Origin of the sequence: Aestuariibius sp. HNIBRBA575 (genome assembly GCF_040932005.1) — a bacterium.
Lineage (GTDB): Bacteria > Pseudomonadota > Alphaproteobacteria > Rhodobacterales > Rhodobacteraceae > CANLNM01.
This window is the reverse complement of the sequence record NZ_CP162414.1, coordinates 3,119,379-3,144,324: the sequence shown is the minus strand read 5'-3', so window position 1 is coordinate 3,144,324 and position 24,946 is coordinate 3,119,379. Positions and strand designations below refer to the sequence as shown.

Sequence of the window (24,946 nt, the reverse complement as noted above, 5' to 3'; positions counted from 1 at the left end):
TTATCTAGGAGCCTGAGACATGAGCCACCTGCTCGACAGACTGAACTTCTTGCAATCCAAGGAAATCGAGACATTCTCGGATGGCCATGGGCAAGTGACCCGCGAAAACCGCGATTGGGAAGATACCTATCGCAACCGCTGGCGGCACGACAAAATTGTGCGCTCTACACATGGTGTGAACTGCACAGGGTCCTGTAGCTGGAAAATCTACGTCAAATCCGGCATCGTGACTTGGGAAACCCAACAAACAGATTATCCGCGCACCCGCGCCGGATTGCCAAATCACGAACCACGCGGCTGTGCCCGTGGCGCCAGCTATAGCTGGTACTTGTATTCCGCGAACCGGGTGAAAAACCCGTTGATCCGGGGCAAGTTGATGAAGGTTTGGCGCGACATGCGCAAAACCATGTCCCCCACAGATGCGTGGACAAAATTGCAGGGCGATCCGATCCTGCGCGCCAATTATGTGACCAGCCGCGGCAAAGGCGGGTTTGTGCGCGCCACATGGGACGAAGCCACCGAAATTATCGCCACGGCCAACGCCTATACCGCCAAAACATACGGTCCTGACCGGGTGTTTGGGTTCTCACCCATTCCGGCGATGTCGATGGTGTCTTATGCAGCTGGGTCCCGCTACCTGAGCCTGATGGGCGGCACATGTATGTCGTTCTATGACTGGTATTGCGATCTGCCACCTGCATCGCCCATGACATGGGGTGAACAGACCGACGTGCCTGAATCTGCGGATTGGTATAATGCCGGGTATCTGCTGCTGTGGGGATCGAACGTTCCACAGACACGGACGCCAGATGCGCATTTCTATACCGAAGCACGCTATCGCGGCACCAAATCCGCCGTCATCTGCCCCGACTATTCCGAAGCCGCAAAATTCGGAGACGTCTGGCTGGCCCCCCAACAGGGCACCGATGCGGCGCTGGCCATGGCCTTTGGTCATGTGATCCTGCGCGAATTCCATCTGGATCGTCAGGCCGAATATTTTGAGGATTATTGCCGCAAATATTCCGACTTCCCAATGCTGGTGAAGCTGGAAGAAAAAGACGGCAAACTGGTCCCCGGACGGTTCCTGCGGGCCGATGATTTTGATGGCAAACTGGGTGAAAACGACAATCCAGAATGGAAAACCATTGCGCTGGACGAAAACTCCAACAGCTTTGTTGCGCCAAACGGATCGGTTGGGTTCCGCTGGGATGGCAGCAAGGAATGGAACCTAGAAGAACGCGCCAACAACACCGACACAAACCTGAAAATGTCCCTGATCCTAGCAGAGGATCATGATGAGGTTGTCGGCGTTGATTTCCCTTATTTCGGCGGCGTTGCCACTGAAAACTTTGTGAAATGTGACCACCCTGATGTGCTGACCCGCAACATGCCGGTCAAAACCATCAAACTGGCCGACGGCGAAGCCAAAGTCGCAACCGTGTTTGATCTGTTCTGCGCAAACTATGGTCTGGATCGCGGTCTGGGCGGCGAATGGATCGCCAAAGATTACAGCGATGATGTGCCCTATAGCCCGAAATGGGCTGAAAAAATCACCGGTGTGGATGCCGACAAAATCGTCGCCGTTGCCCGTGAATTTGCGCTGAACGCTGAAAAGACCAAAGGCAAGTCCATGGTCATCCTCGGTGCTGGTCTAAACCACTGGTATCACATGGATATGAACTATCGCGGGATCATCAACATGTTGGTGATGTGCGGTTGTATCGGTCAGTCCGGCGGTGGCTGGAGCCACTATGTGGGCCAAGAAAAACTGCGCCCGCAAACCGGGTGGCAGCCGCTGGCATTCGCGCTGGATTGGGCGCGTCCACCCCGGCATATGAATTCCACATCCGCATGGTATGCGCACACAGATCAGTGGCGTTATGAAACCCTGACATCGGATGAAATTCTGTCGCCAACTGCGCCAGAGGGCGATTGGGACATTTCCCTGATCGACTATAACATCCGTGCCGAACGCATGGGCTGGTTGCCATCCGCACCTGCGCTGAAAACCAACCCGATCGAAGTTGCCAAAGCCGCGAAAGCCGCCGGGAAAGAAATCCCTGCCTATGTGGCGGAACAGCTGAAATCCGGCGATCTGGAAATGTCCTGCGAAGATCCGGATGCCCCCGAAAACTGGCCGCGCAACCTGTTTGTCTGGCGGTCCAACCTGCTGGGGTCATCTGGTAAAGGTCACGAATATTTCCTCAAACACCTGCTGGGCACCGATCACGGTGTCATGGGCAAGGATTTAGGCGAAGATGGCGGCCAAAAACCGAAAGAGGCGGTCTGGCATGACGAGGCACCTAAAGGCAAACTCGACCTGCTGGTGACCATTGATTTCCGGATGTCCACCACAGCGGTTTATTCCGATATCGTGCTGCCAACGGCGTCTTGGTACGAAAAGAACGACCTGAACACATCCGATATGCATCCGTTCATCCACCCGCTTCAGGCGGCGGTTGATCCGGCGTATGAATCCAAATCGGATTGGGAAATCTTCAAATCCATCGCCAAGAAATTCCAGGAAATCGCCCCCGGTTATCTGGAACAGGAAACCGACATCGTCGCGCTGCCGATCCTGCATGACACCCCTGCCGAAATTGCGCAGGATCAGGTCAAGGATTGGAAAAAAGGCGAATGTGATCTGATCCCCGGTAAAACCGCGCCAAACTATGTGGCGGTTCAGCGAGATTACACCGCGATCTATGATCGGTTCACCGCGCTGGGCCCATTGATGGACAAGGTCGGCAATGGCGGCAAAGGCATCGCATGGAAAACAGAACACGAAGTCCAGGAACTGCGTGATCTGAACGGTGTGGTTCTGGATGGTCCGGCCAAAGGCTGTGCCAAGATCGACACCGATATCGACGCCACCGAAGTGATCCTGATGCTGGCCCCGGAAACCAACGGCGAAGTGGCCGTGAAAGCCTGGGACGAGCTGACCAAAGCCACAGGGCGCGAACATGCGCATCTGGCACGTGGTCAGGAACACGTGAAAATCCGGTTCCGTGATATTGCCGCTCAGCCGCGCAAAATCATCAGTTCGCCCACATGGTCCGGCATCGAAAGCGAAGAGGTTTGCTATAATGCGGGCTATACCAACGTTCACGAATTGATCCCATGGCGCACACTCACGGGTCGTCAACAGCTGTATCAGGATCACCTGTGGATGCGGGCATTTGGCGAAGGGTTTGTGTCCTACCGTCCACCGGTCGATCTGAAAACGATCACCAAGGACGTGCAGGATACCGGCGACAGCCTTGTGCTGAACTTTATCACGCCGCACCAGAAATGGGGCATCCATTCGACCTATTCGGACAACCTGTTGATGCTGACGCTGAACCGGGGTGGTCCTGTTGTTTGGCTGTCCGAAGTGGACGCCAAAAAGGCCGGCATCGAGGATAACGATTGGATCGAAGCCTACAACGTCAACGGCGCGCTGACGGCGCGGGCGGTTGTATCGCAGCGGATGCGCGAAGGGACGGTGTTTATGTACCATGCGCAGGAAAAAATCGTGAACACACCGGGATCGGAAAAGACCGGTAATCGCGGTGGGATCCACAATTCCGTCACGCGGGCCACGCTGAAACCAACCCACATGATCGGCGGCTACGCCCATCAGAGCTATGGCTTCAACTATTACGGCACGGTTGGGTCCAACCGGGACGAATTTGTTGTGGTTCGTAAGATGAAAAAGGTCGACTGGCTCGACGATGAAGCCCCCGCGAAGGAGGTGTAAGACCATGAAAGTACGTGCACAAATCGGCATGGTGTTGAACCTTGATAAATGTATCGGGTGCCACACATGTTCCGTGACCTGTAAAAACGTTTGGACCAGCCGCGACGGTGTCGAATACGCTTGGTTCAACAATGTTGAAACGAAACCCGGCGTTGGTTACCCCAAAGATTGGGAAAACCAAGCCCGCTGGAAAGGCGGCTGGGAACGTACCAAAGCGGGTAAATTGCAGCCCAAGCAAGGGGCGAAATGGCGGATCCTGTCCAACATCTTTGGCAACCCGGACCTGCCCGAAATCGACGATTACTATGAACCGTTTGATTTCGACTATGACCACCTGAAATCCGCCCCCGAAACCAAGGCGTTCCCAACGGCGCGCCCGCGGTCAAAAATCACCGGCGAACGGATGCAGAAAATCGAAATGGGCCCCAACTGGGAAGAAATCCTAGGGGGCGAATTCGAAAAACGGTCGCAGGATTATAACTTTGAGGGGATCCAGAAAGACATCTACGGTGAATACGAAAACACCTTTATGATGTATCTGCCGCGCCTGTGCGAACATTGTCTGAACCCGGCCTGTGCGGCGTCCTGCCCATCCGGTGCGATCTATAAACGCGAAGAAGACGGCATTGTTCTGATCGATCAGGAAAAATGCCGTGGCTGGCGGATGTGTGTGTCCGGCTGCCCCTATAAAAAGGTCTATTATAACTGGGAATCCGGCAAATCTGAGAAATGCACATTGTGCTATCCCCGGATTGAATCTGGCAACCCAACCGTGTGTTCAGAAACCTGCGTAGGCCGCATCCGGTATCTGGGTGTGATGCTGTATGACGCCGATAAAATCCATGACGCGGCCAATGTTCCATCCGAACAGGAACTGTATGACGCGCAATTGGATGTGTTCCTGGACCCCAATGACCCCGCCGTGATCGAACAGGCGCGCAAAGATGGCGTGCCAGAGGATTGGATCAATTCGGCCAAGGTCAGCCCGATCTGGAAAATGGCGATGGACTGGAAGGTGGCGTTCCCGCTGCACCCAGAATACCGGACCCTGCCGATGGTGTGGTACATCCCGCCATTATCCCCAATCCAGAACGCGGCCGAAGCTGGAAAAATCGGCACAGATGGCGAAATGCCCGACGTGAAATCGCTGCGTATTCCGGTGAAATATCTGGCCAACATGCTGACAGCGGGCGACGAAGCCCCGATTGTCACCGCGCTGGAACGGATGCTGGCGATGCGGTCCTATATGCGGTCCAAAACCGTGGATGGCGTGATCGACGAAGGCATCGCTGAACGGGTTGGTCTGAATTCCCGTCTGATCGAAGACATGTATAAAATCATGGCTTTGGCAGATTACGAAGACCGGTTTGTCATCCCGACAACGCACCGCGAACAGGTCGAAGACGCCTATGACATGAAGGGCGGCTGCGGCTTTACCGACACCAATGGCTGTTCGCCGGGCATCAACAAAGGGTCGCTGTTTGGCGGCAAAAAGAAAGCCCTGAAAATGCCGGAGGCCCTATAATGGAAACCGCTATTCAAATGGATCGCACGCTAAAGTGTTTTTCACTTTTGTTGTCATACCCGACGCGCGAATTGCAGCAGGCTATGCCAGAAATTGGGGCTGTGGTTGCCTCCGAAACTCGGTTGACCGCTGCCATGCGCCGGGACCTGCGTCCGCTGGTTGAGGAGATCAGCGGACGCGACATCTACGACCTGCAAGAAACCTTTGTTGGGTTGTTTGACCGGTCGCGCACCCTGTCGCTGAACCTGTTTGAACATGTTCACGGTGAAAGCCGCGACCGGGGTGGTGCGATGGTCAGCCTTGTCGAAACATATCGCGAGGGCGGGTTTGACCCGGCCACGTCAGAATTGCCCGATCATTTGCCAGTTTTGCTAGAATTCCTGTCCACGCGTCCCACAGGCGAAGTACAGGATACCTTGGCGGATGCGGCCCATATTTTTGCGGTGCTTCAGGCACGTCTTGATCGCCGCGAAAGCCCATATGGTGCCGTGTTCGCCGCACTTTTGCAGCTGTCTGGTGCAAAAGCAGACAAAGAGGCGGTCGATCTGATGCTGGAACAGCCAGAAGACGACCCAACCGATTTGGACGCGCTCGATCAGGTTTGGGAAGAAAGCGAGGTCACCTTTGGCCCCGATCCCAATGCCGGCTGTCCACAGGTCCGCGACATGCTGGCCAACATGGATGTTCCAATCACCCCTGCACCGCATGCTGCGGAATAGACGGAGGCACAGATGCATAACTTTTTCTTTGGCATATACCCCTATATCGCTCTGACGGTGCTGATCCTTGGATCCATCGCCCGGTATGAAACCGATCCATTTACGTGGAAATCCAGTTCATCCCAATTGCTGCGACGCAAACAATTGATCCTTGGATCTGTGTTGTTTCACGTCGGTGTTCTGGTGATTTTTCTGGGTCACTTCTTTGGCCTGTTGACCCCGATCTGGGTGTTTGATGCGCTGGGCATTGGCCATGGCGTGAAACAGACATTGGCCGTTGTGGCCGGTGGCATTGCCGGTGTGATGGCGTTGATTGGTGGCGGGTTGCTGATGCATCGCCGTTGGACGGATCCTCGCATTCGCCGCACATCCAGTTTCGCAGATATCGCCATTCTGGGTCTGTTGCTGGCACAACTGGTTCTGGGGCTGGGCACAATCGTTGTGTCGCTACAGCATTTGGATGGCCACGAAATGACCAAATTCATGTCATGGGCGCTGGGTATTTTCACCTTTGATGGCAATGCTGCCAGCTATATCCAAGACGTGGCGTGGATTTTCAAACTGCACCTGTTCCTGGGTTTGACCATCTTCTTGGTGTTCCCATTCACCCGACTGGTTCACATGTTATCTGTACCGCTGCGCTATCTCACGCGCCCCGGTTATCAGGTGGTGCGGTCGCGTCGCGTGAACCGTGACACAGGTGCGGAATAATCAGATGAGCGCTGCATTATTCCCAGAAATCACCGTTAACGGAACAACAATCTCTGCCGCGTCTATCGCGGCAGAGGCCCAGAACCACAACGCCCCCAAAGCCAAACCCGGGCTGGCTTGGCGGCGTGCGGCACGCGCATTGGCCATCCGTCAGGTTCTGATCGAAGAAGCCAGAAAACGGGGCCTAAACCCCCAGCAACAAGAGCTGGAACCGGGCAAGTTTGAAACAGTTGAAGACGCGCAGATCCGCGAATTGCTGGCTGAGGTCGTGAATGTCAGCGCCGATGACGATGCCACATTGCAGGCAACATATGACAAAGATCCGGATTCGTATCGGGCCCCGTCCTTATATCAGCCGTCGCATATCCTGTTTGCAGCAGATCCCGGCGATGCCGAAACCCGTCAGGCCGCGTATAACCGCGCCATTCAGGTGTTGGATGACCTAAAGGAAAACCCACGTCGGTTTACCGATTTCGCCCGCTCCGAAAGCGCGTGTGCCTCCAAAGATGCGGATGGGCAGCTGGGGCAATTGACCAGTGGCGACACCGTGCCGGAATTTGAACGCGCCATGGATGCCGCCCCGGTTGGGGCGATCTATGACCAATTGGTCGATACGCGGTTTGGCATTCACATCCTGCGGGTGGATGAACGTGCCGAAGGGGCAGTTTTGCCTTTTGAAACTGTCCTGCCGCGATTGCAGGCCGCATCTGAAAAAGCCAACTGGGCCAAAGCCGCCCATGACTATGTGTCTGGGTTGTTGGATCAGGCCGACATTGCCGGGATCGACCTGGCTGCGGTCGCCTGACGTCATGCCACGCAAGGGCGGATATCGCGATCAAGGCGCAGCGAGGGGCACGCATGCCTCTCCTGCGGATCCGGCCCTAAAACGTGATCCGCTGGCCTATTTTGCCGAAGAACATCTGCGGCAGCGAGAAATCTGTACGATGTTGGATGATCTGGTGCATTCCGTGCAATGCGACACACACACGGCGCAGTTTGTGCTGGACCATTTGCAAAACTATCTGCCCCAGCATGCCATCAATGAACGCAATGATTTGTATCCTTTGTTGCGCAGCCGGTCGCTTGGGGATCCTGATACCAACGAAACGTTGGATCGGCTGATCGTCGAACATGAGAAAAGCCACAATATGGTGACAATGATGCGCAATGCGTTGAACCGCATGATCGCTGACCAAGTGGCGTTTAATCAGGTCGAATCTGCCGCAGTGTCGTTGTTCATTGAACATGAACGGCGTCACCTGATCGTTGAAAACGCCATTGTTCTGCCGCTCGCACGGGCGCGGCTCACCAAAGCAGACCTGAAAGGGTTACGCGAACGTATGCAGACCCGCCGGGATGCCTATGAAACAGGAGGTGACCATGCTGAGTGAATTGTTAAGCCGAAATCAAAACTGGTCGCAGGCACGTAAAACCAAAGAGCCGGGATATTTTGCACGGCTGGCCACACACCAAGCCCCTGAATATTTTTGGATCGGCTGTTCTGATAGCCGTGTGCCGGCCAATGTGGTTGCCGGGCTGGATCCGGGCGAAGTTTTTGTCCATCGCAACGTCGCAAATGTGGTGCATTCATCGGATATGAACCTGCTGAGCGCCTTGGAATTTGCGGTCGAGTCCCTGCAGGTGCGGGAAATCATCGTGTGTGGTCATTACGGTTGCGGCGGTGTCAAAGCCGCCTGCGAAGACCTGCCACATGGGTTGGTTGACCATTGGCTGGAACCGATCCGCCGTTTGTCGCGCCAGTATTCCATTGATCTGACCCGCGCTGGGTCGGGCGAAGATCGGCTGGATAAACTGGCCGAACTAAACGTCATCGAGGCCGTGTTACGTGTGTCCGAAACCCCCATCATGCAGCGCGCATGGGCACGAGGGGCGGACATTTCCGTACATGGCCTGATCTACGGACTAAAGGACGGGTTGCTGCGGGACCTGAACTGCACTGTGTCACGCGGCCATTTAACATCCGAGGCCCCAGAATGACCTTGATCGATCGTATAAATACGCCGGGATGCGGGTGCGACGACGCGGTCACACATCTGATGACGGTCTCGGATGCTGTTGAGGCGGGACTCGCTCTGGCTGATCCGATTGAAGAAATCGAAACTGTGCCGTTGCAACAGGCGCGGGGCCGCATTCTGGCGGCGCCTATTCTGGCCAGGGCCGATATGCCGCGTTTCGACAATTCGGGCATGGATGGCTATGCGCTTTGTTTGGATGAATTGCCGCAAACACAGGTATTGCCCGTCCAAGGCGAAAGCGCAGCTGGCGCGCCAACTCCGACCTTGGAACGCGGTACGATGATGCGGATTTTCACCGGCGCGCCCGTACCCATTGGGGCCGACACTGTGGTCATGCAGGAACACGTATCGCGGGACGGAAAATTTGCCCGGATCACCAAAATCCCGGCAAAAGGCAGCAATATTCGCCGCGCGGGCGAAGATCAGAAAACCGGCGATGTCCTGTTGGATGCTGGTGTGGTTTTGGAACCCAAACATATCGCAATCTGCGCTGGGGCCGGGCAGGGGCATATTCCAGTGCTGCGCAAATTACGGGTTGGGGTGATCCTGACCGGGGACGAATTATGCGCCGCGGGTGATGGCCTGACGGATGGGGCGATTTGGGATGTGAACACGCCGATGCTTTTGGCATTGCTGGACGACATTCACGCCGACCTTGTAGCCGTTGAACATGTGCCTGACACCAAATCGAGATTGCTAACAGCAACTGTAGAAATGTCATGGAAGGTCGATGTGATCATCACGTCTGGCGGTGTGTCCGTTGGCGATCGGGACCATGTAAAACCGATGCTTCAATCGCTTGGGGCGCATGTGGCGGTGTCTGGCGTGGCCATCAAACCCGGCAAACCAATCACCGTGTCCAAGCTGGCAAATTCCGTCGTGATCAGCCTGCCGGGCAATCCGGTGTCGGCCTTTGTCACGTGGCAGGTGCTGGGGCGTCCGATCGCGGCAAAAATTGCGGGGCAGACGCAGAATATGCAACCCCGTCGTCATGTCCATGCGCGCGGCGGTGTGCAGCATAAAACCGGGCGTTGTGAATACCGCCCGGCCTCTATTGTGGGCTATGATCCGCGCGGGCTCGAAGTTGTGGCCTGTCCACCGCAGACCCGCTCCGCCAATTTGAGCCCCCTGACAAACGCAGATGGGCTGATCCTAATTCCCGGAAATATCGAACATGTGCCCGAAGGCGACCTGCTTGAATTTCTGCCCTTTTAATCCTGAACGGAGCATATGATGCATCTGGCTTATGTGATCAAAAACGAACGTGGCGCGACGGACCTGATCCTGACGGAATTTGCGCAAAACCGGTTGCAAAACGGGTATCGCGTCGCTGGTGTGGTGCAGACAAACAGCGCCAAACCGGACACGCATCACTGTGATATGGATGTGCAGGTGCTGCCTGACGGTCCCAGCTATCGAATTTCCCAAAGCCTTGGCAAAGAGGCGCGGGGATGCCGGTTGGACACGTCTGCGTTGGAATTGTCGGTCGCCGCATTGGAACATTCGCTGACCAAAACGCCGGAATTGCTGGTGATCAATAAATTCGGCAAACACGAAGCGGATGGGCGCGGATTTCGCGAGGTCATAGCCAAATGTCTGGCGGATGGAATCCCGGTTTTGGTCGGGGTTAACCAGCTGAATTATGAGGCGTTTCTGGATTTTTCCGGGGATTTGGCTCAGCAGATTTCGCCTGACATTGATGCGCTATCTGATTGGCTTGATGCCACCCAGACCCATGTCGAACACGCCGCCTGAACCCTATAATTGACGCAATCGGTGTTTTTCCAGCAGCCCAACCAGAATTTCGCGCGCCTGCTGACGATGGGCGCGGTGTTTGGCACGCGCACGATCTGAATCGCCGTTTTTGATGGCGTGATACACGTCGCGGTGGTCTTCGTTGGATTTGGTCGGCAATGGCCGGATAAACAAAGTGGACGACCGCGCGCGCCGCACCTGATCCGCCATCATGCCGACGATGTCTGACACCCGTGTATTGCCGCCCAAACGGACCAGTTCGTTGTGAAAACGATCATCGGCTTCCCCCCAAGCCTCTAGGTTTTCTTCGGCAATCGCTTGGTCCATATCTTCGATTGCACGCGCCAAATCCCGCAATTGATATTCGTCGTAATTGGCCTGTGCGGCGCGCTCTGCGGCCAGACTTTCTAATTCGGTCAGCACATCATAAATTTCGCGCATATCCGCAGGGGACACAGGCAGAATGCGCACACCTTTGCGAGGGCGCAATTCCAGCAAGCCTTTGCTTTCTAACGTTAATGCAGCCTCGCGCACGGGGGTGCGCGACATGCCTAACCGCTCAGCCAGCTCGGATTCCAAATGGTCAGACCCGGCGGAAAGTTCACCGGAAAAAATCAATTGCCGCAATTCGTGCAAGGCACGTTGCGAATTGGAAAGGGGCTTGTTGTCCTGAGCCTTCAAGGGGTTCCTAACATGACTTTCTGGCCGCTCTGTGCAGAGGCATAAATGGCGTTTTCGATTTCAATCACCGTTAGGTAATCTGCTGCCAGATTTTCAAACGGTGTGTCCTCCAAAAGGCCCGAAATCACATGGCTTTGCAAGGCATGAACGCAATCCCCGCCAAAACCATCCCATGTGTCCGGCGCTAAAATCTGATCCTCTTGGGTGGTGCCAAAGCGCCGCTGCCCAACAGAGCCATCCCCAAACAGCCGCAGCGTGCCTTTGGTGCCTTCAAACAGCGCTTCGCCCATGGTGCGGCGGTGATTGTCGGCAGCGTGGTCCAGATGGCGGTTGCCATCAAACAGGGCGCGCGTGCCGTTTGGGTGGTCAAACAGGATATACCCCGCATCTTCGCCCGAAATGGCCGGGTTTATCTGGCGCAGATCGGCATAAATAGCACCGGGATTTCCCAGCAAAAACCGGAATGTATCCACCCAGTGGACGGCCGTTTCATGGACCAGAAACCGGTCCATCTGTTGGAAATACGGTTGGCGTTCCAGATAGGCGTCGGGGCCCTGACCATCGCCGGGACGCAACCGGAATGTCACCTGATGCAAATCGCCAATTGCCCCGTCATCCAGCGCGGATTTGATGGCGCGATACCATGGCTGAAACCTGAAATTTTCGTGGATCACAATGGTTGCGCCCGCGGCCTCTGCCTCGGCTGTGATTTGGCGGGCTTCATCCAAATCATTGCAGAACGGTTTCTGGCAGATCATCGTTTTGACACCCGCCGCTAATGCTGTGCGAATAGTGTCCGCATGGGCGACCGGTGGTAGGATGATGTCCAACAAATCCGGTTTTTGGTCGGCCAGCATTTTGGGCAAATCGTCATAGGCGGGCAGGCCGGTCGCGCGTGCCTTTTCGATGTCGCGATTACAGGATGCGACCAAATCAACGCGGTCCAAGCGCGCCCATGATCCGTAATGGAACTGGCTAAAATAGCCAGCTCCGATACAGGCAACGCGGATATTTGCGGACGTGTTCATGCGACGAAAAGCGTGTCTAGAACGGCGTTTGCGGCCTCAATTGTGCCCGCATTGCCACCCAGATCACGGGTCAGAACGTTGGCTTGGGCCACGACGTCTTCTACGGATTCGCGTAGGCGTTTTGCGTCTGCAATCAGGGCCGGGTTGTTGTGATCGATGCCCAACCAATCCAGCATCATCGCGGCTGATAGGATCATCGCAAATGGATTTGCGACGCCTTGGCCGGCAATGTCGGGGGCGGATCCATGACAGGGTTGGAACACCGCATGTTCCAGGCCGATATCGGCTGATGGGGCCAATCCCAGACCGCCCATCAGGCCCGCGCCCAGATCAGACAGGATGTCGCCAAACATGTTTTCGGTGACCATCACGTCAAAATCCCACGGCTTTTGCACCATCCACAACGCGGTTGCGTCCACATAGGCATGGTCGGATGTCAGGTCGGGGTGTTTGGCCGCTTCGGCGTCAAACATTTCGCGGAAAAACGCAAACGCCCGGAACACGTTGGCCTTGTCGACACATGTGACCTTGCCCGGTCCACGGCCTGCTTTTTTGCGGTTTGCGGCCAATTCAAACGTGAATTTGAACAGCTTTTCCGAAATCTCGCGCGTGATCAGCAGGGTTTCGCGGGCTTCGTCTGGGGTCACTTCGCCTTTGCCTTGGGTGTAAAACAGGCCTTCGGTGCTTTCGCGGATCAAAACAAAGTCGATCTCTTTGCCGTCGGGCATATTCAACGGTGTGCGTTGGCCGGCCTTAACGGTGACCGGGCGCACACCTGCAAACAATGTCAGAGCTTTTCGCAGGTCAATTTGCGGGGAAATTTCTGTGCCATCGGGGTAACGCACATCAGGCAAGCCCATCGCTGATAGCAGGATCGCATCAGCGCGTTTGGCGATTTTCATCGATTCGGCCGGAAATGATTCGCCGGTTTTTGCATAATGCGCTGCCCCGGCGGGGGCGTCGGTGAATTTCAGATCATATGCGCTGGACGCATCTGACATCCGCCGCAGAATATCGACCGTTGGGCCTGTGATTTCAGGGCCAATGCCGTCCCCTTGGAATACTGCGATTTCGAATGTTTGTGCCATCTGCGCCTGCGTCCTTCCCGACCTGATTTACATATTTTTCGGAAATTGACATCCGAAAGTTGACAATGCATTCATTAATGCATACGCAAATAAATGCAATAACAAACGCACACGTCAGGGAGGAATGACGAAATGAAGTTTGGACTGGGTAAAATCGCAGCGACCGCTGCATTGATTGCCGGGGTCGGCACCGCCGTCGCCGCACAGGATTATCCGTATCGTGACATCACGACTGCTGTTGTTTGGGGGGCCGGTGGTGGCACCGATTCCATCAATCGCATGATCATGGCCGAAATGGAAAAGCATCTGCCGGTTTCGATCAACGTCATCAACCAAACCGGCGGTGTCGCTGGGTCAAACGGCATGGTTTACGTTCAAAACCAAGCCGATGATGGTTACACATTGGTCGGTCTGTCGGAATCAAACGTAACAGCCGCCGTTCAGGGCGGATGGGATCAGAAATTTGATTTCTGGTATCCCTTTATTGTCGGTGGGTCCCCGGATCTGATCTCGGTTCCTGCAGACAGCCCATATAACACGCTTCAGGAATTGGTTGATGCAGCCAAGGCAGCACCGGGTACGATCCCTGCGGCGGCATCTGGGGCGGGATCGATCCACCATTTGAACTTGTTGGCTATTCAAAATGGCGCTGATGCTGAGTTCCTGTTTGTGCCTTATGGTGGATCGGCACCCGGCCAAGAGGCTGCGATCGCAGGCGAAGTTGCGTTGGTTGTCACGTCGCTGGCCGAACAGGCTGCACTGATCGAAGGCGGCATGCTGAAACCATTGGCGATGTTGACCGAGGATGACGCTGAAATCGCGGGCATGACCGTGCCGTCTGCATTTGGCATCTATGATGGTCTGGACCAGTACCTGCCGCTGAAACAGGCGATTGGTTTTGCGGTTCACAATTCTGCATCTGACGACGTGAAATCCGCATTGGGCGCTGCGTTTGAGGCGGCGATTGCGTCTGACACCGTGTCCGAATGGGCCGAAGCCAACAACTATGATGTGGGTGGTCAGCACGGTGCAGAGGCCACGGCCATCTTTACCAATCTTGAGAGCACATTTGCCTACACCCTAAAGGATCTGGGGGCGACCACCGTTGACCCAATGTCCTTGGGTATCGCTCAGCCTTAAGCCGCTAAATCAACAAAAAGAGGGGGCGTTTTTTGTGCCCCCTCACCACATCGGGAGGCAGATTTGGACAATTCAGACGACCGTGCCGTGCTGCGCGCACGCGATTTCTGGGCATCGCTGGGGCTGATTGTCCTGTCGATTTTTTTCCTATGGAAGACATCAGATATTCCGCTGTTTGGCGGCAATCGCGCCGGGGTGAGTGGCGCAGATTGGTATAATTCCGCAGCGATCGTGCCATTGGGCATCTTCAGCGGAATGTTGGTTCTGTCATTTGTTCTGTTGTCCATCGCCATCAAAGAGGGCGGTGCGAAACACGCGCTGACTTCGGTCGGGATCGGCTGGAACAAGGTCGAAGCCCTGAGGTTCAGCACCATCGGCATCATCATGTTGGCCTATATCGTCGGGTTGGTGCCGCGGGTCGATTTTATCCTGTGTTCCGGGCTTTTGATTACCGCGTTGATCTATGGCTATCACGGCGGCCATGCGCGCCGGTCTGTCATTTCCACGATTTTTGTCGGGCTTGCGGGGCTGTTTGCCTTTGCGTTTTATCTGCCGCAATCCCAGTGGTCCGCGCATGTGGATGATTGGGTTACACTGATCCTGTGGGCTGTGCTGTCGATCTTGGTCTGGCTGCAATCCAAAGGGGACCGCGTTTTGCGCATCATTCCCGTCATCGCGATCACAGCGCCGGTTTTTCTGGTCTGCGCCATGGCGTTTGGGTTTCGCCAAAACGTTCCGGCCCGAACCGGGTTGGTTTTTAAGCAAATCGAATATCATTACTACGTGACCCTGCGTCCGATCTGGAGAAACTGATATGGAGTTCATCCTGACACAATTGTCCGGGTTTGGTGGGGCATTCTGGGCGCTGGTCATCGATCCGCTGACCTATATTTACCTGATCGTTTCGGTGTTTCTGGGCATCACGTTTGGCGCACTGCCGGGGTTGACCGCAACCTTGGCCGTGACGATCCTGACTGGGTTTTTCGGCAATAAAATTCCGCTCGATTATTCGATGATTGCGTTGCTGGGGGCCTATGTGGGGGCGATTTATGGCGGGTCCTATCCGTCGATCCTGCTCAATATTCCCGGCACGGCCGCCAGTGCTGCGACCGCGATGGACGGCTATCCGCTGGCCAAGGCCGGGCGCGGCGGCGAAGCGTTGGGGCTGACCACTACCGCCAGTTTCATCGGCACTGTGATTGGCACCTTTGCGCTGTTGATCTTTGTCTGGGTTCTGCTGTTGATTTCCAAAAACATCGCTAGCCCGGAAAAGGCATTATTGGCGCTGTTTGGTATTCTGTTGTCGGGCACATTGATGTCCGAAGATCTGGTGATCAAAGGCTGGATCGCCGGGTTGATCGGGTTGGCCATCGCGATGGTTGGGCTGGACCCGCTGCTGTCTGAACCTCGCTACACATTTGGTTGGTCCTATTTGCTGTCCGGGTTTCAGGTTGTGCCGGTTTTGATGGGGGCCTTTGCGGTGCCTCAGATCATCGAAGGGTTGCGCCATATGGAGGCGGGCAAAGTCATCGCGCTTCAGGGGCGCATCCTGCCCAATATGAAATCCATCAAACGCTATTTGCCCACCATCGGCCGATCCGGCGTGATTGGCACCGGTGTGGGCGCATTGCCCGGTGTGGGCGAAGATGTGGCCGGTTGGGTCAGCTACGGCGTCGGCAAAACCGTGTCGGACGAAGGCGACAAATTCGGCAAAGGCAGTATCGAAGGCCTGCTGAGTTCGGAAACCGCCAACAATGCCTGTATCGGCGGCGCCTTGATCCCGCTATTGGTGCTGGGTATTCCCGGATCACCGCCCGCCGCAGCCCTGATGGGCGCATTTAAGATCAACAACATCATCCCCGGCCCAACCATTGATCCGGCGATCATCCTGCGGGTGGTGGCGATCATGCTGCTGGCCAGTTTCACCATGTTTATCATGGGGTTGTTCACGGCGCGCATTTTCATCAAAATCCTACGTATCCCCCAAACGGTGTTCCTGCCGATTGTCATGGTTCTGACCACTATCGGATCGTTTAGCGTCGGCGGCGGGATCAACGATCTTTATCTGATGCTGGGTGTCGGATTTGCCGCCTATCTGATGAACATGATGCGCTATCCCATTGCGCCACTGGTCATTGGCGTCATTCTGGGCGGGTTGTTTGATGAAACCTTCCGCCGATCCTTGCTGATTTCAGATGGTGACCTTTCGGTCTTTGTTTCGCGCCCGGGTGCTGCCATTCTGTTGACGCTGAATGTGCTGCTAATCCTTAGCCAGCTGCCATTTGTGAAACGGGCCTTTGGCCGTCTGAGAGGGAACCCAGCCTGATGTTTGCAGTGACTGTCACATTCATGATTTTACCCGGTCAGATGGATCGCTTTTTGCCGCTGATGATCGAAAATGCCCGCACATCCCTGCAGGTTGAACCCAGCTGCCAGCAGTTTGATGTCTGCCGTGGGGATGACCCGGACGTTGTGTTTTTGTATGAAATTTACGACGACCGGGCGGCCTTTGATCTGCATCTGGCTTCGCCACATTTTCAGACCTTTGATGCGGCGGTGCAGGATATGATCGCGCACAAAGATGTGCGGCTATATTCACAGGTGCAACGATGAGCGACTGGGAAGTTTTTTCGGTCAAATATGCGGATCGCAATGCCCGGACCCGCGCAGATAGCTTTATCTTTGATGACAATCACGACGCGCCCCATGCGATGGATTATTTCATCTGGGTTCTGCGGCGTGGGGCCGAAATCATTCTGGTCGATACCGGGTATGACACCGCCGAAGCCACATCGCGCAACCGTCCCATTCGGATGGACCCACGGGATGCGCTGATCCCGATGGGCATTCGCGCCGAAGATGTGACCCATGTCATCGTCACCCATCTACACTATGATCACGCGGGCGGGCTGCATCTGTTTCCCAACGCAACATTGCACCTGCAAACGGCGGAAATGAATTTCGCCACCGGGCCCTGTATGTGCCACGACACATTGCGCATGCCGTTCACGGCCGATCATATCTGCACTGCAATCAAACGGTTATATTCGGGCAAAGTGGTGTTTTACGATGGCGATGCACAAATCCGCGATGGCGTGACGGTGCATTGTATCGGCGGCCATTCACGGGGGCTGCAATGCGTGCGCGTTCGGACAAAATCCGGCTGGCTGGTTCTGGCGTCTGATGCATCCCATTACTACGAAAACGTCTTTGCCCGAAAACCGTTCCCCATCGTGGTGGATTTGCAAAACATGCTGGACGGGTTTGACATGTTGGAACGCCTCGCATCCAAACGCGAATTGATCATTCCGGGGCATGACCCATTGGTGCGGGACTATTTTGAGACTGGGCCAGCGGACCATATTCATCGGCTTCATCTGGGCCCTGTGAAAGAGATTGAATTATGAAAATAGGCGTTATCGCGGATGATTTTACCGGGGCGTCCGACATTGCACTGACCTTGGCCGAGGCCGGGATGAGCGTGGCGCAATTCATTGGCGTGCCTCAGGCGGATGCGGACCCAGAACTGGGCGCTGGCGTGGTGGCTCTGAAATCCCGTACCGCCCCGGTGGCCCAAGCCGTGCAAGAATCCCTTGCGGCATGTCGATGGTTACAATCCCAAGGTGCCCAGCAGATCATCCTAAAGGTTTGTTCCACCTTTGACAGCACAGCCGAGGGCAATATCGGCCCGGTTCTGGATGCTCTGGCGACGCAATTGCAGGCCCAAACTGTCATCGTGTGCCCGGCATTTCCCGAAAATGGACGCAGCGTTTACATGGGGCATCTGTTTGTAAATGATGGCCTGCTCAACGAAAGCGGCATGCAGGATCATCCGCTCACTCCGATGATTGATGCGGATATCCGGCGGGTGCTGGCATCGCAGACATCGACGGATGTTCATCACATTCCGGCAATCGACGTGATGAAAGGAGCGCAAACCATTCGTGAAAAACTGCCACGCTCTGGCTTTGTCATTGTTGATGCGATCCGGGACGAGGACCTGTTGCAAATTGGCAAAGCCGCTGCTGATCAGACCTTGCTATGTGGCGGTTCAGGGATTGCGCTTGCGCTTCCTGCGAATTTTGGCGCGGTGTCCGCACCCCCGGCATGGTTGGCGATGCACGGCGCGGGCGTGGTCATATCCGGGTCCTGTAGCTGCGCAACCCGCGCGCAGGTCGCGGCCTATAAATCGGTGGCGCCATCTTATGAAATCACAGCCCAATCCGCCGTCGAAGGCCGCGTGGATGTGCAGGATTTGGCCAAATGGGTGCTGACACAGGATGCGCCACCATTGGTCTATTCCTCTGCGGATCCAAGTGTCGTCAAAGCGGCGCAGGATCAATTCGGTCGGGATCGATCGGCAGAGGCAATTGAAACGTTGTTTTCAAACCTTGCGGCGGAATTATCGCGACGTGGTGTCACGCGCATTGTTGTGGCCGGTGGGGAAACATCGGGCGCGGTGGTTAAGGGGCTTGGCGCGCAGGTTCTGAATATCGGTCCGCGACTGGCCGCAGGTGTGCCCATGGTGCGGGTTGATCAGGATCGCCCGCTGGCTTTGGCCTTGAAATCGGGCAATTTTGGCCATGAAACATTTTTCAGCGACGCCTTGGCAAAAATGGAGCAAACCGCATGAGCGAAGAGGCCCGTCTGAGAGAAGATATTTGTCGGCTTGCCAAATCGATGTTTGACCGGGGGCTGACCTGTGGGGCGTCGGGCAATATTTCCGCGCGCCTGTCGGATGGCACGTTATTGATGACGCCAACGGGCAGCTCGATGGGGTTTCTGGACCCGGCCCGCATTTCACATCTGGACGAACACAATCAATTGTTATCCGGTGACAAACCCACCAAGGAAATCCCCCTTCATACGGCCTTTTATGACACTCGGACCGGCACGGGGGCCGTGGTGCATCTGCATTCAACGCATTCGGTGGCCCTGTCTATGTTGCCTGAAACCGACCCCGACGATGTGCTGCCCCCCCTGACGCCCTATTCGATCATGCGGCTGGGCAAGGTAAAGCTGCTGCCGTTTTTCCTGCCGGGTGATCCGGGGATGGGGGATGCAGTGCGCGGGTTGGCGGGCAAACGGTCGGCGGTTTTGCTGGCAAATCACGGGCCGGTTGTCGCAGGCAAAGATCTGTGGGCGGCCACCTATGCCATGGAAGAGCTGGAAGAAACCGCCAAACTGGCATTGCTGACCCATGGGCGTCAGCCGCGTGGTTTAACCCCGGATATGATCAATCAGGTTGTGTCAAAGTTCGGATGCGGCAGCTAAATTCCGATATTGCTTGCAGGGTGGGGTTGGGCTTGGATATGCCCAAGGGACACATCCGCAAGGGATCCTTTAGGGAATGCGATCAATCGTTAAATACCGGGCTGCTTGCTTGTTTGCGGCGGCTGCGTTCTGGACGCCATCAGCGGGGTGGGCGGATTCAGTCACGGTTTTTGCGGCCGCCAGTCTAAAGGACGCGCTGCAGGATGTGGCCGAAACCTATGAAACCGAAACCGGGCATGATGTGGTTCTGTCACTGGCCGGATCGTCGGTTTTGGCACGGCAAATTCAGCTGGGCGCCCCGGCGGATGTTTACATTTCAGCCAATTCAGACTGGATCGACGTGCTACAGGATCAGGAACTGATCCAAGTGGAAACGCGTGTCGATTTGATGTCCAACGCGTTGGTTTTGATCGCCAGTCAAACGGACCAAACGGCGGATCAAACCCCGGATCAAATCCCGGATCAAATCCCGGCCACGATCACGCAAGAAACCGATTTGGCCGGAATGCTCGGCCAAGGATGGCTGGCTATGGCGCTAACCGACGCCGTTCCAGCGGGCATCTATGGCAAAGCGGCACTGGAACATCTGGGGTTGTGGTCCAGCATCGCAGATCAGGTGGCCCAGTCCGACAATGTGCGCGCGGCACTGACCCTCGTCACACTCGGTGAGGCGCAATTAGGCATCGTTTACGCAACCGACGCAGCCGCGTCCCAGCAGGTGGCGGTGGTGGGTCATTTTGACCCTCAAACCCACCCCCAAATTGTGTATCCTGCGGCTGTGTTATCTGAATCGAATTCCGCGATCGCGGCAGATTTTTTGGCCTATCTGACCTCAGAACCCGCTCGCGCGGTTTTTGATCGGTACGGATTCCAAAGGTTCGGGGAATAGCATGCAGGATTGGCTTAGCCCCCATGAATGGCAGGCGGTGTTGCTGTCGCTCAAAGTGGCGATTTGGGCGACTGTGGTGACATTGCCGTTGGGGATATGGGTCGCTTATATCCTGTCGCGCAAAGAATTCGCAGGCAAACAGATCCTGAACGGCATTGTGCATCTACCGCTGATCCTGCCCCCGGTTGTGACCGGATATTTGTTGCTGCTGACCTTTGGCACCCGTGGATGGTTGGGGGCGTGGTTGCAGGATTTTGGGATCGTGTTCGCGTTTCGCTGGACCGGTGCTGCGCTGGCGGCTGGCGTGATGGCATTCCCGTTGATGGTCCGTGCGATCCGGCTGTCATTTGATGCGGTTGATCCAAAACTGGAACAGGCCGCCGCCACGTTGGGTGCGTCGCGGATTTGGGTGTTTGCGACGGTCACATTGCCGATGATTTTGCCGGGGATTATCACCGGCACGATTTTGGCCTTTGCCAAGGCAATGGGCGAATTCGGCGCGACCATCACATTTGTGTCCAACATCCCCGGCCAGACCCAGACCCTACCCACGGCGATTTACACGTTCTTGCAGGTGCCCGGCGGTGAAACATCGGCGTTCAGACTGGTGCTTATTTCGGTCACGATCGCGTTGGGCGCGTTGATTTTGTCGGAACTATTGGCGCGCCGGGTGGCAAAACGGGTGTCGGGTTCATGACTATATTGGTGCAGTTGAAACACAGGTTTGCCGGGCTAGATCTGGACATCAACTTCGAAGCGCCCGGTGGCATCACCGTGCTGTTTGGCAAATCGGGGACCGGGAAAACCACAATTATCAACGCCGTCGCTGGTTTGCTAAGGCCGGATTCTGGGCGGGTCAGCGTTGACGATATGGTGCTGCATGACACGGCGACGGGGCATTGGTTGCCACCGCATAAACGGCGCGTTGGTTATATTTTTCAAGAATCGCGGCTATTTCCGCACATGAATGTTCGCCAGAACCTGACCTATGGCCGTCGGTTCGCGGCATCGGCAAATCCAGATGTCAGTTTCGACCATATTGTTGATTTGCTTGGTATTGCGCCCCTGCTGGCGCGGCGTCCCGGGGCGCTGTCGGGGGGCGAAAAACAACGTGTGGCGATTGGGCGGGCGCTGTTGGCAAACCCGAAATTGATCCTTGCTGATGAACCGCTTGCGGCGCTGGATGAGGCACGAAAATCCGAAATCCTGACCTATTTTGAACGTGTCCGCGATGTTCTCGACATACCTATATTATATGTCAGCCATTCCCCATCCGAAGTGGCGCGACTGGCCACAACAATTGTCGCGATTCAAAACGGCAAAGTATCGCGACTGGGCCCCGCGTCAGATGTGCTGGGGGATCCGACATTTGTGCCCGCCGGCATTCGGTCTGTGGGCGCAATGTTAGAGGTGCAGATCAAGCGGCATCATGAAGACGGCTTAACAGAGTTGGATGCTAACGGGGCGTGTCTGTTGCTGCCCAAAATCGCACAGCCTGTCGGCAACCGGGTTCGGGTGCGTATTTCAGGCCAAGACGTGATTTTGGCGCGGCAAAAACCGCAGGATTTGTCCGCGCTGAACATTCTGCCAGGACAAATCGAAGCCATTCGCAGCGGTGATGGCCCCGGCACAATCATATCTCTAAAGACCCAAGCCGGGACGATTTTGGCACGTGTGACAAAACGCTCGGTTCAGGCGCTGGGCCTGGCGGCGGGGGTTGAATGCTTTGCAATTATAAAGTCCGTTTCGATTGCACCAGAGGATATTGGCGGCCCGATGGGCGCGACCAAACTGCTTTGAGTAAAATCCAAATAATCGGCGCTGATCATCTTAACTTTTTGGCAACCCGAGACCGGCTTGATGTCACTGCGTGGGGGCGCATGTAAGGGTGAGACAAGATGAAAAAAACGGGTGAAAATATTCCAGTGATCAAATTGAATGAAACACATGCCGATGAACGCGGTCACCAAAGTGACGCGATGGCGATGTTTCGGATCTGGAGTCTTTTAACTGGGGCGGATTCATTGAGAGATACAGCAATATCGGACCGCAAACTTCGATAACGTTGATTGATTTGTTTATTTAACGCGTGCGCGCCACCAATTCGGTGGCGCGTTGCGATTTAGGGGTCACGTCCAGTCCAGCACAACCTTGCCGCTGGCACCGGACCGCATCGTGTCAAACCCGTCCTTAAAGTCGTCAATTTTGAAACGATGGGTGATCACATTGCTGACATCCAACCCATTTTCCAACATGGCAATCATTTTGTACCATGTTTCAAAAATTTCGCGGCCATAGACACCTTTGATTGTGATGGCTTTGAACACAATTCGGGACCAATCAACGGGGCTTTTGCCCGGGGGAATGCCCAGCAAAGCGATGCGCCCACCCATCACCAGCTGTTCAACCATCTGATCCAGCGCAACTTGGTTTCCGGACATTTCCAGCCCGACATCAAACCCTTGTTTCATGCCCAGTTTCGACACTGTTTCAGCCAAATCCTGATTGGCAACGTTGACGGGTGTGACGTCGGCCACGCGTGTTGCCAGCGCCAGACGGTCTGGATTGACATCCGTGATCACCACATGCCGCGCGCCCACATGACGGGCGACGGCGGCGGCCATGATCCCAATGGGGCCCGCACCGGTGATCAAGACGTCTTCGCCAATCAGGTCATAGCTCAATGCGGTGTGAACGGCATTGCCCAGCGGGTCCAGAATCGCGCCGATATCGTCGCTGACCTCATTAGGCAAAGGCACAACGTTAAACGCAGGCAAGCGCAGATATTGGGCAAAGGCGCCCTGTTCGTTTACGCCAATGCCACGCGTTTCGGGATCCAGGTGAAACTTTCCCGCGCGGCTTTGACGGCTGTGTTTGCCAATCAGGTGGCCTTCTCCTGAAACACGTTGGCCCAGTTTCAGATCCGTCACATCGCGGCCAAGTTCAACGATTTCCCCAGCAAATTCATGGCCGGTGATCAGGGGCACAGGCACCGTTTTCGCCGCCCATTCATCCCAGTTCCAGATGTGAATATCTGTGCCGCAAATCCCGGTTTTGTTGATTTTAATCAGTACATCATCCGGGCCAATTTCTGGCACTGGCGCATGCTGTAACCATAGCCCCGGTTCGGGTTTGGCCTTTACCAACGCTTTCATTTGATTGGTCATGACAGCACGCCCGTATCCCGGCCCGCCTGTTCAAAGGCCGCCAATGCTGCATCCAAATCAGCCCGCGTCAAAGCGGCGTTCATTTGGGTGCGGATGCGGGCCTGACCTTTGGGGACTACCGGGAAAAAGAACCCGGAAACCAACACGCCCAGTTCAAACAAACGTGCGGCCATATCTTGGGCTTTGACAGCGTCATAGAGCATCACAGGCACAATCGGATGTTCGCCGGGCAATAGGTCAAAACCCAGCTTTTCCAACCCGGCGCGCCAGTAAACGGTGTTTTCAAACAATTGCTTGCGCAGGTCATCCCCCTGTTCGACCAGATCGATCGCCGTCAGTCCGGCAGCGACAACCGATGGCGGCAACGCGTTGGAAAACAGGTAGGGTCGAGCCCGTTGACGCATCAGGTCAATGACGGGTTGCGACGCGGCAATATAGCCACCAATTGCGCCGCCCATTGCCTTGCCCAATGTTCCGGTGACGATGTCGGCGTGGATGCCCGCATGTGCCGGTGTGCCCGCCCCGTTTGGTCCCATGAACCCGGTCGCGTGGCAGTCATCCACCATCAATTGCGCATCATATTTGTCGGCCAAAGCCCGGATTTCGGTCAGCTTCGCCAGATAGCCATCCATGGAAAACACACCATCCGTGGCAATCATGACATGCCGCGCGCCATCATTGCGGGCGGCTTGCAGCTTTGCCTCTAGATCCGCCATATCGGAATTGGCATAGCGATACCGTTTGGCTTTGCAGAGACGGATGCCGTCGATGATCGAGGCATGGTTCAAACTGTCGGAAATAATCGCGTCTTCTGGTCCCAAAAGCGGCTCAAACACGGCGGCATTTGCGTCAAAACACGCGGCAAACAGGATTGTGTCGTCGTGTCCCAGAAACTGGGCAAGCTTGCGTTCCAGATCACGGTGCAAATCCTGTGTGCCACAGATGAACCGCACCGATGCCATGCCGTATCCATGGTTGTCCATCGCGGTTTTGGCGGCGTCAATCAGCGCGGGGTGATTGGCCAGACCGAGGTAATTGTTGGCACAAAGGTTGATGACTTCGCGATCGCCGACTTGGGTGCGGGCCCCTTGGGCGACGGTGATTTCGCGTTCGGTTTTCCATAGGCCGTCGGCCTTGATTCCTTCAAGTGTTTCAGAGATTTGGGATAAAAATGCTGACATTATGCGGCCTCCT

Annotated in this window: 24 protein-coding genes; 19 read left to right on the top strand and 5 right to left on the bottom strand. The window is 55.6% G+C overall.

The features are described from left to right. Positions 1–19: 19 nt before the first annotated feature. Genes AB1F12_RS15845 through AB1F12_RS15805 form a run of 9 tightly spaced genes read left to right on the top strand, consistent with a single transcriptional unit; the run spans position 20 to position 10,485 of the window. Entirely contained in the window at positions 20–3,739 is a 3,720-nt protein-coding gene (locus tag AB1F12_RS15845) for a nitrate reductase subunit alpha (RefSeq protein WP_368185334.1), read from the top strand. A gap of 4 nt (positions 3,740–3,743) precedes the next feature. Next, positions 3,744–5,264, top strand: a complete 1,521-nt coding sequence (gene narH, locus AB1F12_RS15840; protein ID WP_368185332.1) for a nitrate reductase subunit beta — start codon at positions 3,744–3,746, stop codon at positions 5,262–5,264. Positions 5,265–5,281: 17 nt separating this feature from the next. Then, on the top strand, positions 5,282–5,983 hold the full coding sequence (gene narJ, locus AB1F12_RS15835) for a nitrate reductase molybdenum cofactor assembly chaperone (RefSeq protein WP_368188395.1): 702 nt from the start codon (positions 5,282–5,284) through the stop codon (positions 5,981–5,983). Between the two features lie 12 nt (positions 5,984–5,995). After that, the gene (gene narI, locus AB1F12_RS15830; protein ID WP_368185331.1) at positions 5,996–6,694 is read left to right on the top strand and encodes a respiratory nitrate reductase subunit gamma; all 699 of its coding nucleotides are present in this window, start codon (positions 5,996–5,998) and stop codon (positions 6,692–6,694) included. Between the two features lie 4 nt (positions 6,695–6,698). After that, positions 6,699–7,499, top strand: a complete 801-nt coding sequence (locus AB1F12_RS15825) for a peptidylprolyl isomerase (protein WP_368185330.1) — start codon at positions 6,699–6,701, stop codon at positions 7,497–7,499. A 4-nt stretch (positions 7,500–7,503) separates the two neighbouring features. Further along, a complete protein-coding gene (locus AB1F12_RS15820; protein WP_368185328.1) occupies positions 7,504–8,085 on the top strand; it encodes a hemerythrin domain-containing protein in 582 nt (193 codons plus the stop codon). Further along, positions 8,075–8,692, top strand: coding sequence for a carbonic anhydrase (locus AB1F12_RS15815; protein WP_368185327.1), 618 nt, complete (start codon positions 8,075–8,077; stop codon positions 8,690–8,692). Before AB1F12_RS15820 ends, AB1F12_RS15815 begins: the two co-directional genes overlap by 11 nt. After that, positions 8,689–9,945 (top strand): gephyrin-like molybdotransferase Glp, encoded by a 1,257-nt coding sequence (gene glp / locus AB1F12_RS15810; protein WP_368185325.1) that lies wholly within the window; start codon positions 8,689–8,691, stop codon positions 9,943–9,945. Before AB1F12_RS15815 ends, glp begins: the two co-directional genes overlap by 4 nt. An 18-nt stretch (positions 9,946–9,963) precedes the next feature. Beyond that, on the top strand, positions 9,964–10,485 hold the full coding sequence (locus AB1F12_RS15805; protein ID WP_368188394.1) for a DUF2478 domain-containing protein: 522 nt from the start codon (positions 9,964–9,966) through the stop codon (positions 10,483–10,485). 3 nt (positions 10,486–10,488) lie between these two features. Here AB1F12_RS15805 and AB1F12_RS15800 read toward each other — a convergent pair whose 3' ends face one another. From AB1F12_RS15800 to AB1F12_RS15790, 3 genes are read right to left on the bottom strand one after another with little or no spacing between them, the layout of a single operon-like run. Continuing rightward, positions 10,489–11,166, bottom strand: coding sequence for a GntR family transcriptional regulator (locus AB1F12_RS15800; protein WP_368185324.1), 678 nt, complete (start codon positions 11,164–11,166; stop codon positions 10,489–10,491). Further along, the gene (locus AB1F12_RS15795) at positions 11,163–12,194 is read right to left on the bottom strand and encodes a Gfo/Idh/MocA family protein (RefSeq protein WP_368185323.1); all 1,032 of its coding nucleotides are present in this window, start codon (positions 12,192–12,194) and stop codon (positions 11,163–11,165) included. The genes AB1F12_RS15800 and AB1F12_RS15795 overlap by 4 nt, the downstream gene beginning before the upstream one ends. After that, positions 12,191–13,282 carry an isocitrate/isopropylmalate dehydrogenase family protein gene (locus AB1F12_RS15790; RefSeq protein WP_368185322.1) on the bottom strand — a complete coding sequence of 364 codons (1,092 nt, stop codon included), beginning with the start codon at positions 13,280–13,282 and terminating at the stop codon, positions 12,191–12,193. Before AB1F12_RS15790 ends, AB1F12_RS15795 begins: the two co-directional genes overlap by 4 nt. 132 nt (positions 13,283–13,414) lie before the next feature. Between AB1F12_RS15790 and AB1F12_RS15785 the strand changes: the two genes are divergently transcribed. The 10 genes from AB1F12_RS15785 (at position 13,415) to modC (ending at position 22,385) form a co-directional block, all read left to right on the top strand. Continuing rightward, the gene (locus AB1F12_RS15785) at positions 13,415–14,422 is read left to right on the top strand and encodes a Bug family tripartite tricarboxylate transporter substrate binding protein (protein WP_368185321.1); all 1,008 of its coding nucleotides are present in this window, start codon (positions 13,415–13,417) and stop codon (positions 14,420–14,422) included. A gap of 63 nt (positions 14,423–14,485) precedes the next feature. Further along, positions 14,486–15,235, top strand: coding sequence for a hypothetical protein (locus AB1F12_RS15780; protein WP_368185320.1), 750 nt, complete (start codon positions 14,486–14,488; stop codon positions 15,233–15,235). Position 15,236: 1 nt separating this feature from the next. Next, the gene (locus tag AB1F12_RS15775; protein ID WP_368185319.1) at positions 15,237–16,748 is read left to right on the top strand and encodes a tripartite tricarboxylate transporter permease; all 1,512 of its coding nucleotides are present in this window, start codon (positions 15,237–15,239) and stop codon (positions 16,746–16,748) included. Continuing rightward, entirely contained in the window at positions 16,748–17,035 is a 288-nt protein-coding gene (locus AB1F12_RS15770) for a putative quinol monooxygenase (RefSeq protein ID WP_368185318.1), read from the top strand. The genes AB1F12_RS15775 and AB1F12_RS15770 overlap by 1 nt, the downstream gene beginning before the upstream one ends. Next, positions 17,032–17,829, top strand: a complete 798-nt coding sequence (locus AB1F12_RS15765; protein ID WP_368185317.1) for an N-acyl homoserine lactonase family protein — start codon at positions 17,032–17,034, stop codon at positions 17,827–17,829. The genes AB1F12_RS15770 and AB1F12_RS15765 overlap by 4 nt, the downstream gene beginning before the upstream one ends. After that, the gene (otnK, locus tag AB1F12_RS15760) at positions 17,826–19,055 is read left to right on the top strand and encodes a 3-oxo-tetronate kinase (protein WP_368185316.1); all 1,230 of its coding nucleotides are present in this window, start codon (positions 17,826–17,828) and stop codon (positions 19,053–19,055) included. The genes AB1F12_RS15765 and otnK overlap by 4 nt, the downstream gene beginning before the upstream one ends. Further along, positions 19,052–19,696, top strand: coding sequence for a 3-oxo-tetronate 4-phosphate decarboxylase (gene otnC / locus AB1F12_RS15755; protein ID WP_368185315.1), 645 nt, complete (start codon positions 19,052–19,054; stop codon positions 19,694–19,696). The genes otnK and otnC overlap by 4 nt, the downstream gene beginning before the upstream one ends. Positions 19,697–19,772: 76 nt before the next feature. After that, the gene (gene modA, locus AB1F12_RS15750; protein WP_368185314.1) at positions 19,773–20,585 is read left to right on the top strand and encodes a molybdate ABC transporter substrate-binding protein; all 813 of its coding nucleotides are present in this window, start codon (positions 19,773–19,775) and stop codon (positions 20,583–20,585) included. A 1-nt stretch (position 20,586) separates the two neighbouring features. Continuing rightward, positions 20,587–21,282, top strand: a complete 696-nt coding sequence (gene modB / locus AB1F12_RS15745) for a molybdate ABC transporter permease subunit (RefSeq protein WP_368185313.1) — start codon at positions 20,587–20,589, stop codon at positions 21,280–21,282. After that, positions 21,279–22,385 (top strand): molybdenum ABC transporter ATP-binding protein, encoded by a 1,107-nt coding sequence (modC, locus tag AB1F12_RS15740; RefSeq protein ID WP_368185312.1) that lies wholly within the window; start codon positions 21,279–21,281, stop codon positions 22,383–22,385. Before modB ends, modC begins: the two co-directional genes overlap by 4 nt. A gap of 329 nt (positions 22,386–22,714) precedes the next feature. Here the strand turns inward: modC and tdh are convergent, their stop codons facing one another. Both tdh and AB1F12_RS15730 read right to left on the bottom strand, forming a co-directional pair. Further along, on the bottom strand, positions 22,715–23,752 hold the full coding sequence (tdh, locus tag AB1F12_RS15735) for an L-threonine 3-dehydrogenase (protein WP_368185311.1): 1,038 nt from the start codon (positions 23,750–23,752) through the stop codon (positions 22,715–22,717). Then, positions 23,749–24,936 carry a glycine C-acetyltransferase gene (locus AB1F12_RS15730; protein ID WP_368188393.1) on the bottom strand — a complete coding sequence of 396 codons (1,188 nt, stop codon included), beginning with the start codon at positions 24,934–24,936 and terminating at the stop codon, positions 23,749–23,751. The genes tdh and AB1F12_RS15730 overlap by 4 nt, the downstream gene beginning before the upstream one ends. Between the last annotated feature and the right edge of the window lie 10 nt (positions 24,937–24,946).

What these genes read in the sequence shown, in the direction of transcription:
- tdh (WP_368185311.1), bottom strand. Translation starts at nt 23,752, where the DNA reads ATGACCAATCAAATGAAAGCGTTGGTAAAGGCCAAACCCGAACCGGGG.
- AB1F12_RS15770 (WP_368185318.1), top strand. Translation starts at nt 16,748, where the DNA reads ATGTTTGCAGTGACTGTCACATTCATGATTTTACCCGGTCAGATGGAT.
- AB1F12_RS15775 (WP_368185319.1), top strand. Translation starts at nt 15,237, where the DNA reads ATGGAGTTCATCCTGACACAATTGTCCGGGTTTGGTGGGGCATTCTGG.
- modB (WP_368185313.1), top strand. Translation starts at nt 20,587, where the DNA reads ATGCAGGATTGGCTTAGCCCCCATGAATGGCAGGCGGTGTTGCTGTCG.
- modC (WP_368185312.1), top strand. Translation starts at nt 21,279, where the DNA reads ATGACTATATTGGTGCAGTTGAAACACAGGTTTGCCGGGCTAGATCTG.
- AB1F12_RS15825 (WP_368185330.1), top strand. Translation starts at nt 6,699, where the DNA reads ATGAGCGCTGCATTATTCCCAGAAATCACCGTTAACGGAACAACAATC.
- AB1F12_RS15845 (WP_368185334.1), top strand. Translation starts at nt 20, where the DNA reads ATGAGCCACCTGCTCGACAGACTGAACTTCTTGCAATCCAAGGAAATC.
- otnC (WP_368185315.1), top strand. Translation starts at nt 19,052, where the DNA reads ATGAGCGAAGAGGCCCGTCTGAGAGAAGATATTTGTCGGCTTGCCAAA.
- narJ (WP_368188395.1), top strand. Translation starts at nt 5,282, where the DNA reads ATGGATCGCACGCTAAAGTGTTTTTCACTTTTGTTGTCATACCCGACG.
- AB1F12_RS15765 (WP_368185317.1), top strand. Translation starts at nt 17,032, where the DNA reads ATGAGCGACTGGGAAGTTTTTTCGGTCAAATATGCGGATCGCAATGCC.
- AB1F12_RS15790 (WP_368185322.1), bottom strand. Translation starts at nt 13,282, where the DNA reads ATGGCACAAACATTCGAAATCGCAGTATTCCAAGGGGACGGCATTGGC.
- narI (WP_368185331.1), top strand. Translation starts at nt 5,996, where the DNA reads ATGCATAACTTTTTCTTTGGCATATACCCCTATATCGCTCTGACGGTG.
- AB1F12_RS15815 (WP_368185327.1), top strand. Translation starts at nt 8,075, where the DNA reads ATGCTGAGTGAATTGTTAAGCCGAAATCAAAACTGGTCGCAGGCACGT.
- AB1F12_RS15795 (WP_368185323.1), bottom strand. Translation starts at nt 12,194, where the DNA reads ATGAACACGTCCGCAAATATCCGCGTTGCCTGTATCGGAGCTGGCTAT.
- AB1F12_RS15785 (WP_368185321.1), top strand. Translation starts at nt 13,415, where the DNA reads ATGAAGTTTGGACTGGGTAAAATCGCAGCGACCGCTGCATTGATTGCC.
- narH (WP_368185332.1), top strand. Translation starts at nt 3,744, where the DNA reads ATGAAAGTACGTGCACAAATCGGCATGGTGTTGAACCTTGATAAATGT.
- AB1F12_RS15805 (WP_368188394.1), top strand. Translation starts at nt 9,964, where the DNA reads ATGCATCTGGCTTATGTGATCAAAAACGAACGTGGCGCGACGGACCTG.
- glp (WP_368185325.1), top strand. Translation starts at nt 8,689, where the DNA reads ATGACCTTGATCGATCGTATAAATACGCCGGGATGCGGGTGCGACGAC.
- AB1F12_RS15820 (WP_368185328.1), top strand. Translation starts at nt 7,504, where the DNA reads ATGCCACGCAAGGGCGGATATCGCGATCAAGGCGCAGCGAGGGGCACG.
- modA (WP_368185314.1), top strand. Translation starts at nt 19,773, where the DNA reads ATGCGATCAATCGTTAAATACCGGGCTGCTTGCTTGTTTGCGGCGGCT.
- otnK (WP_368185316.1), top strand. Translation starts at nt 17,826, where the DNA reads ATGAAAATAGGCGTTATCGCGGATGATTTTACCGGGGCGTCCGACATT.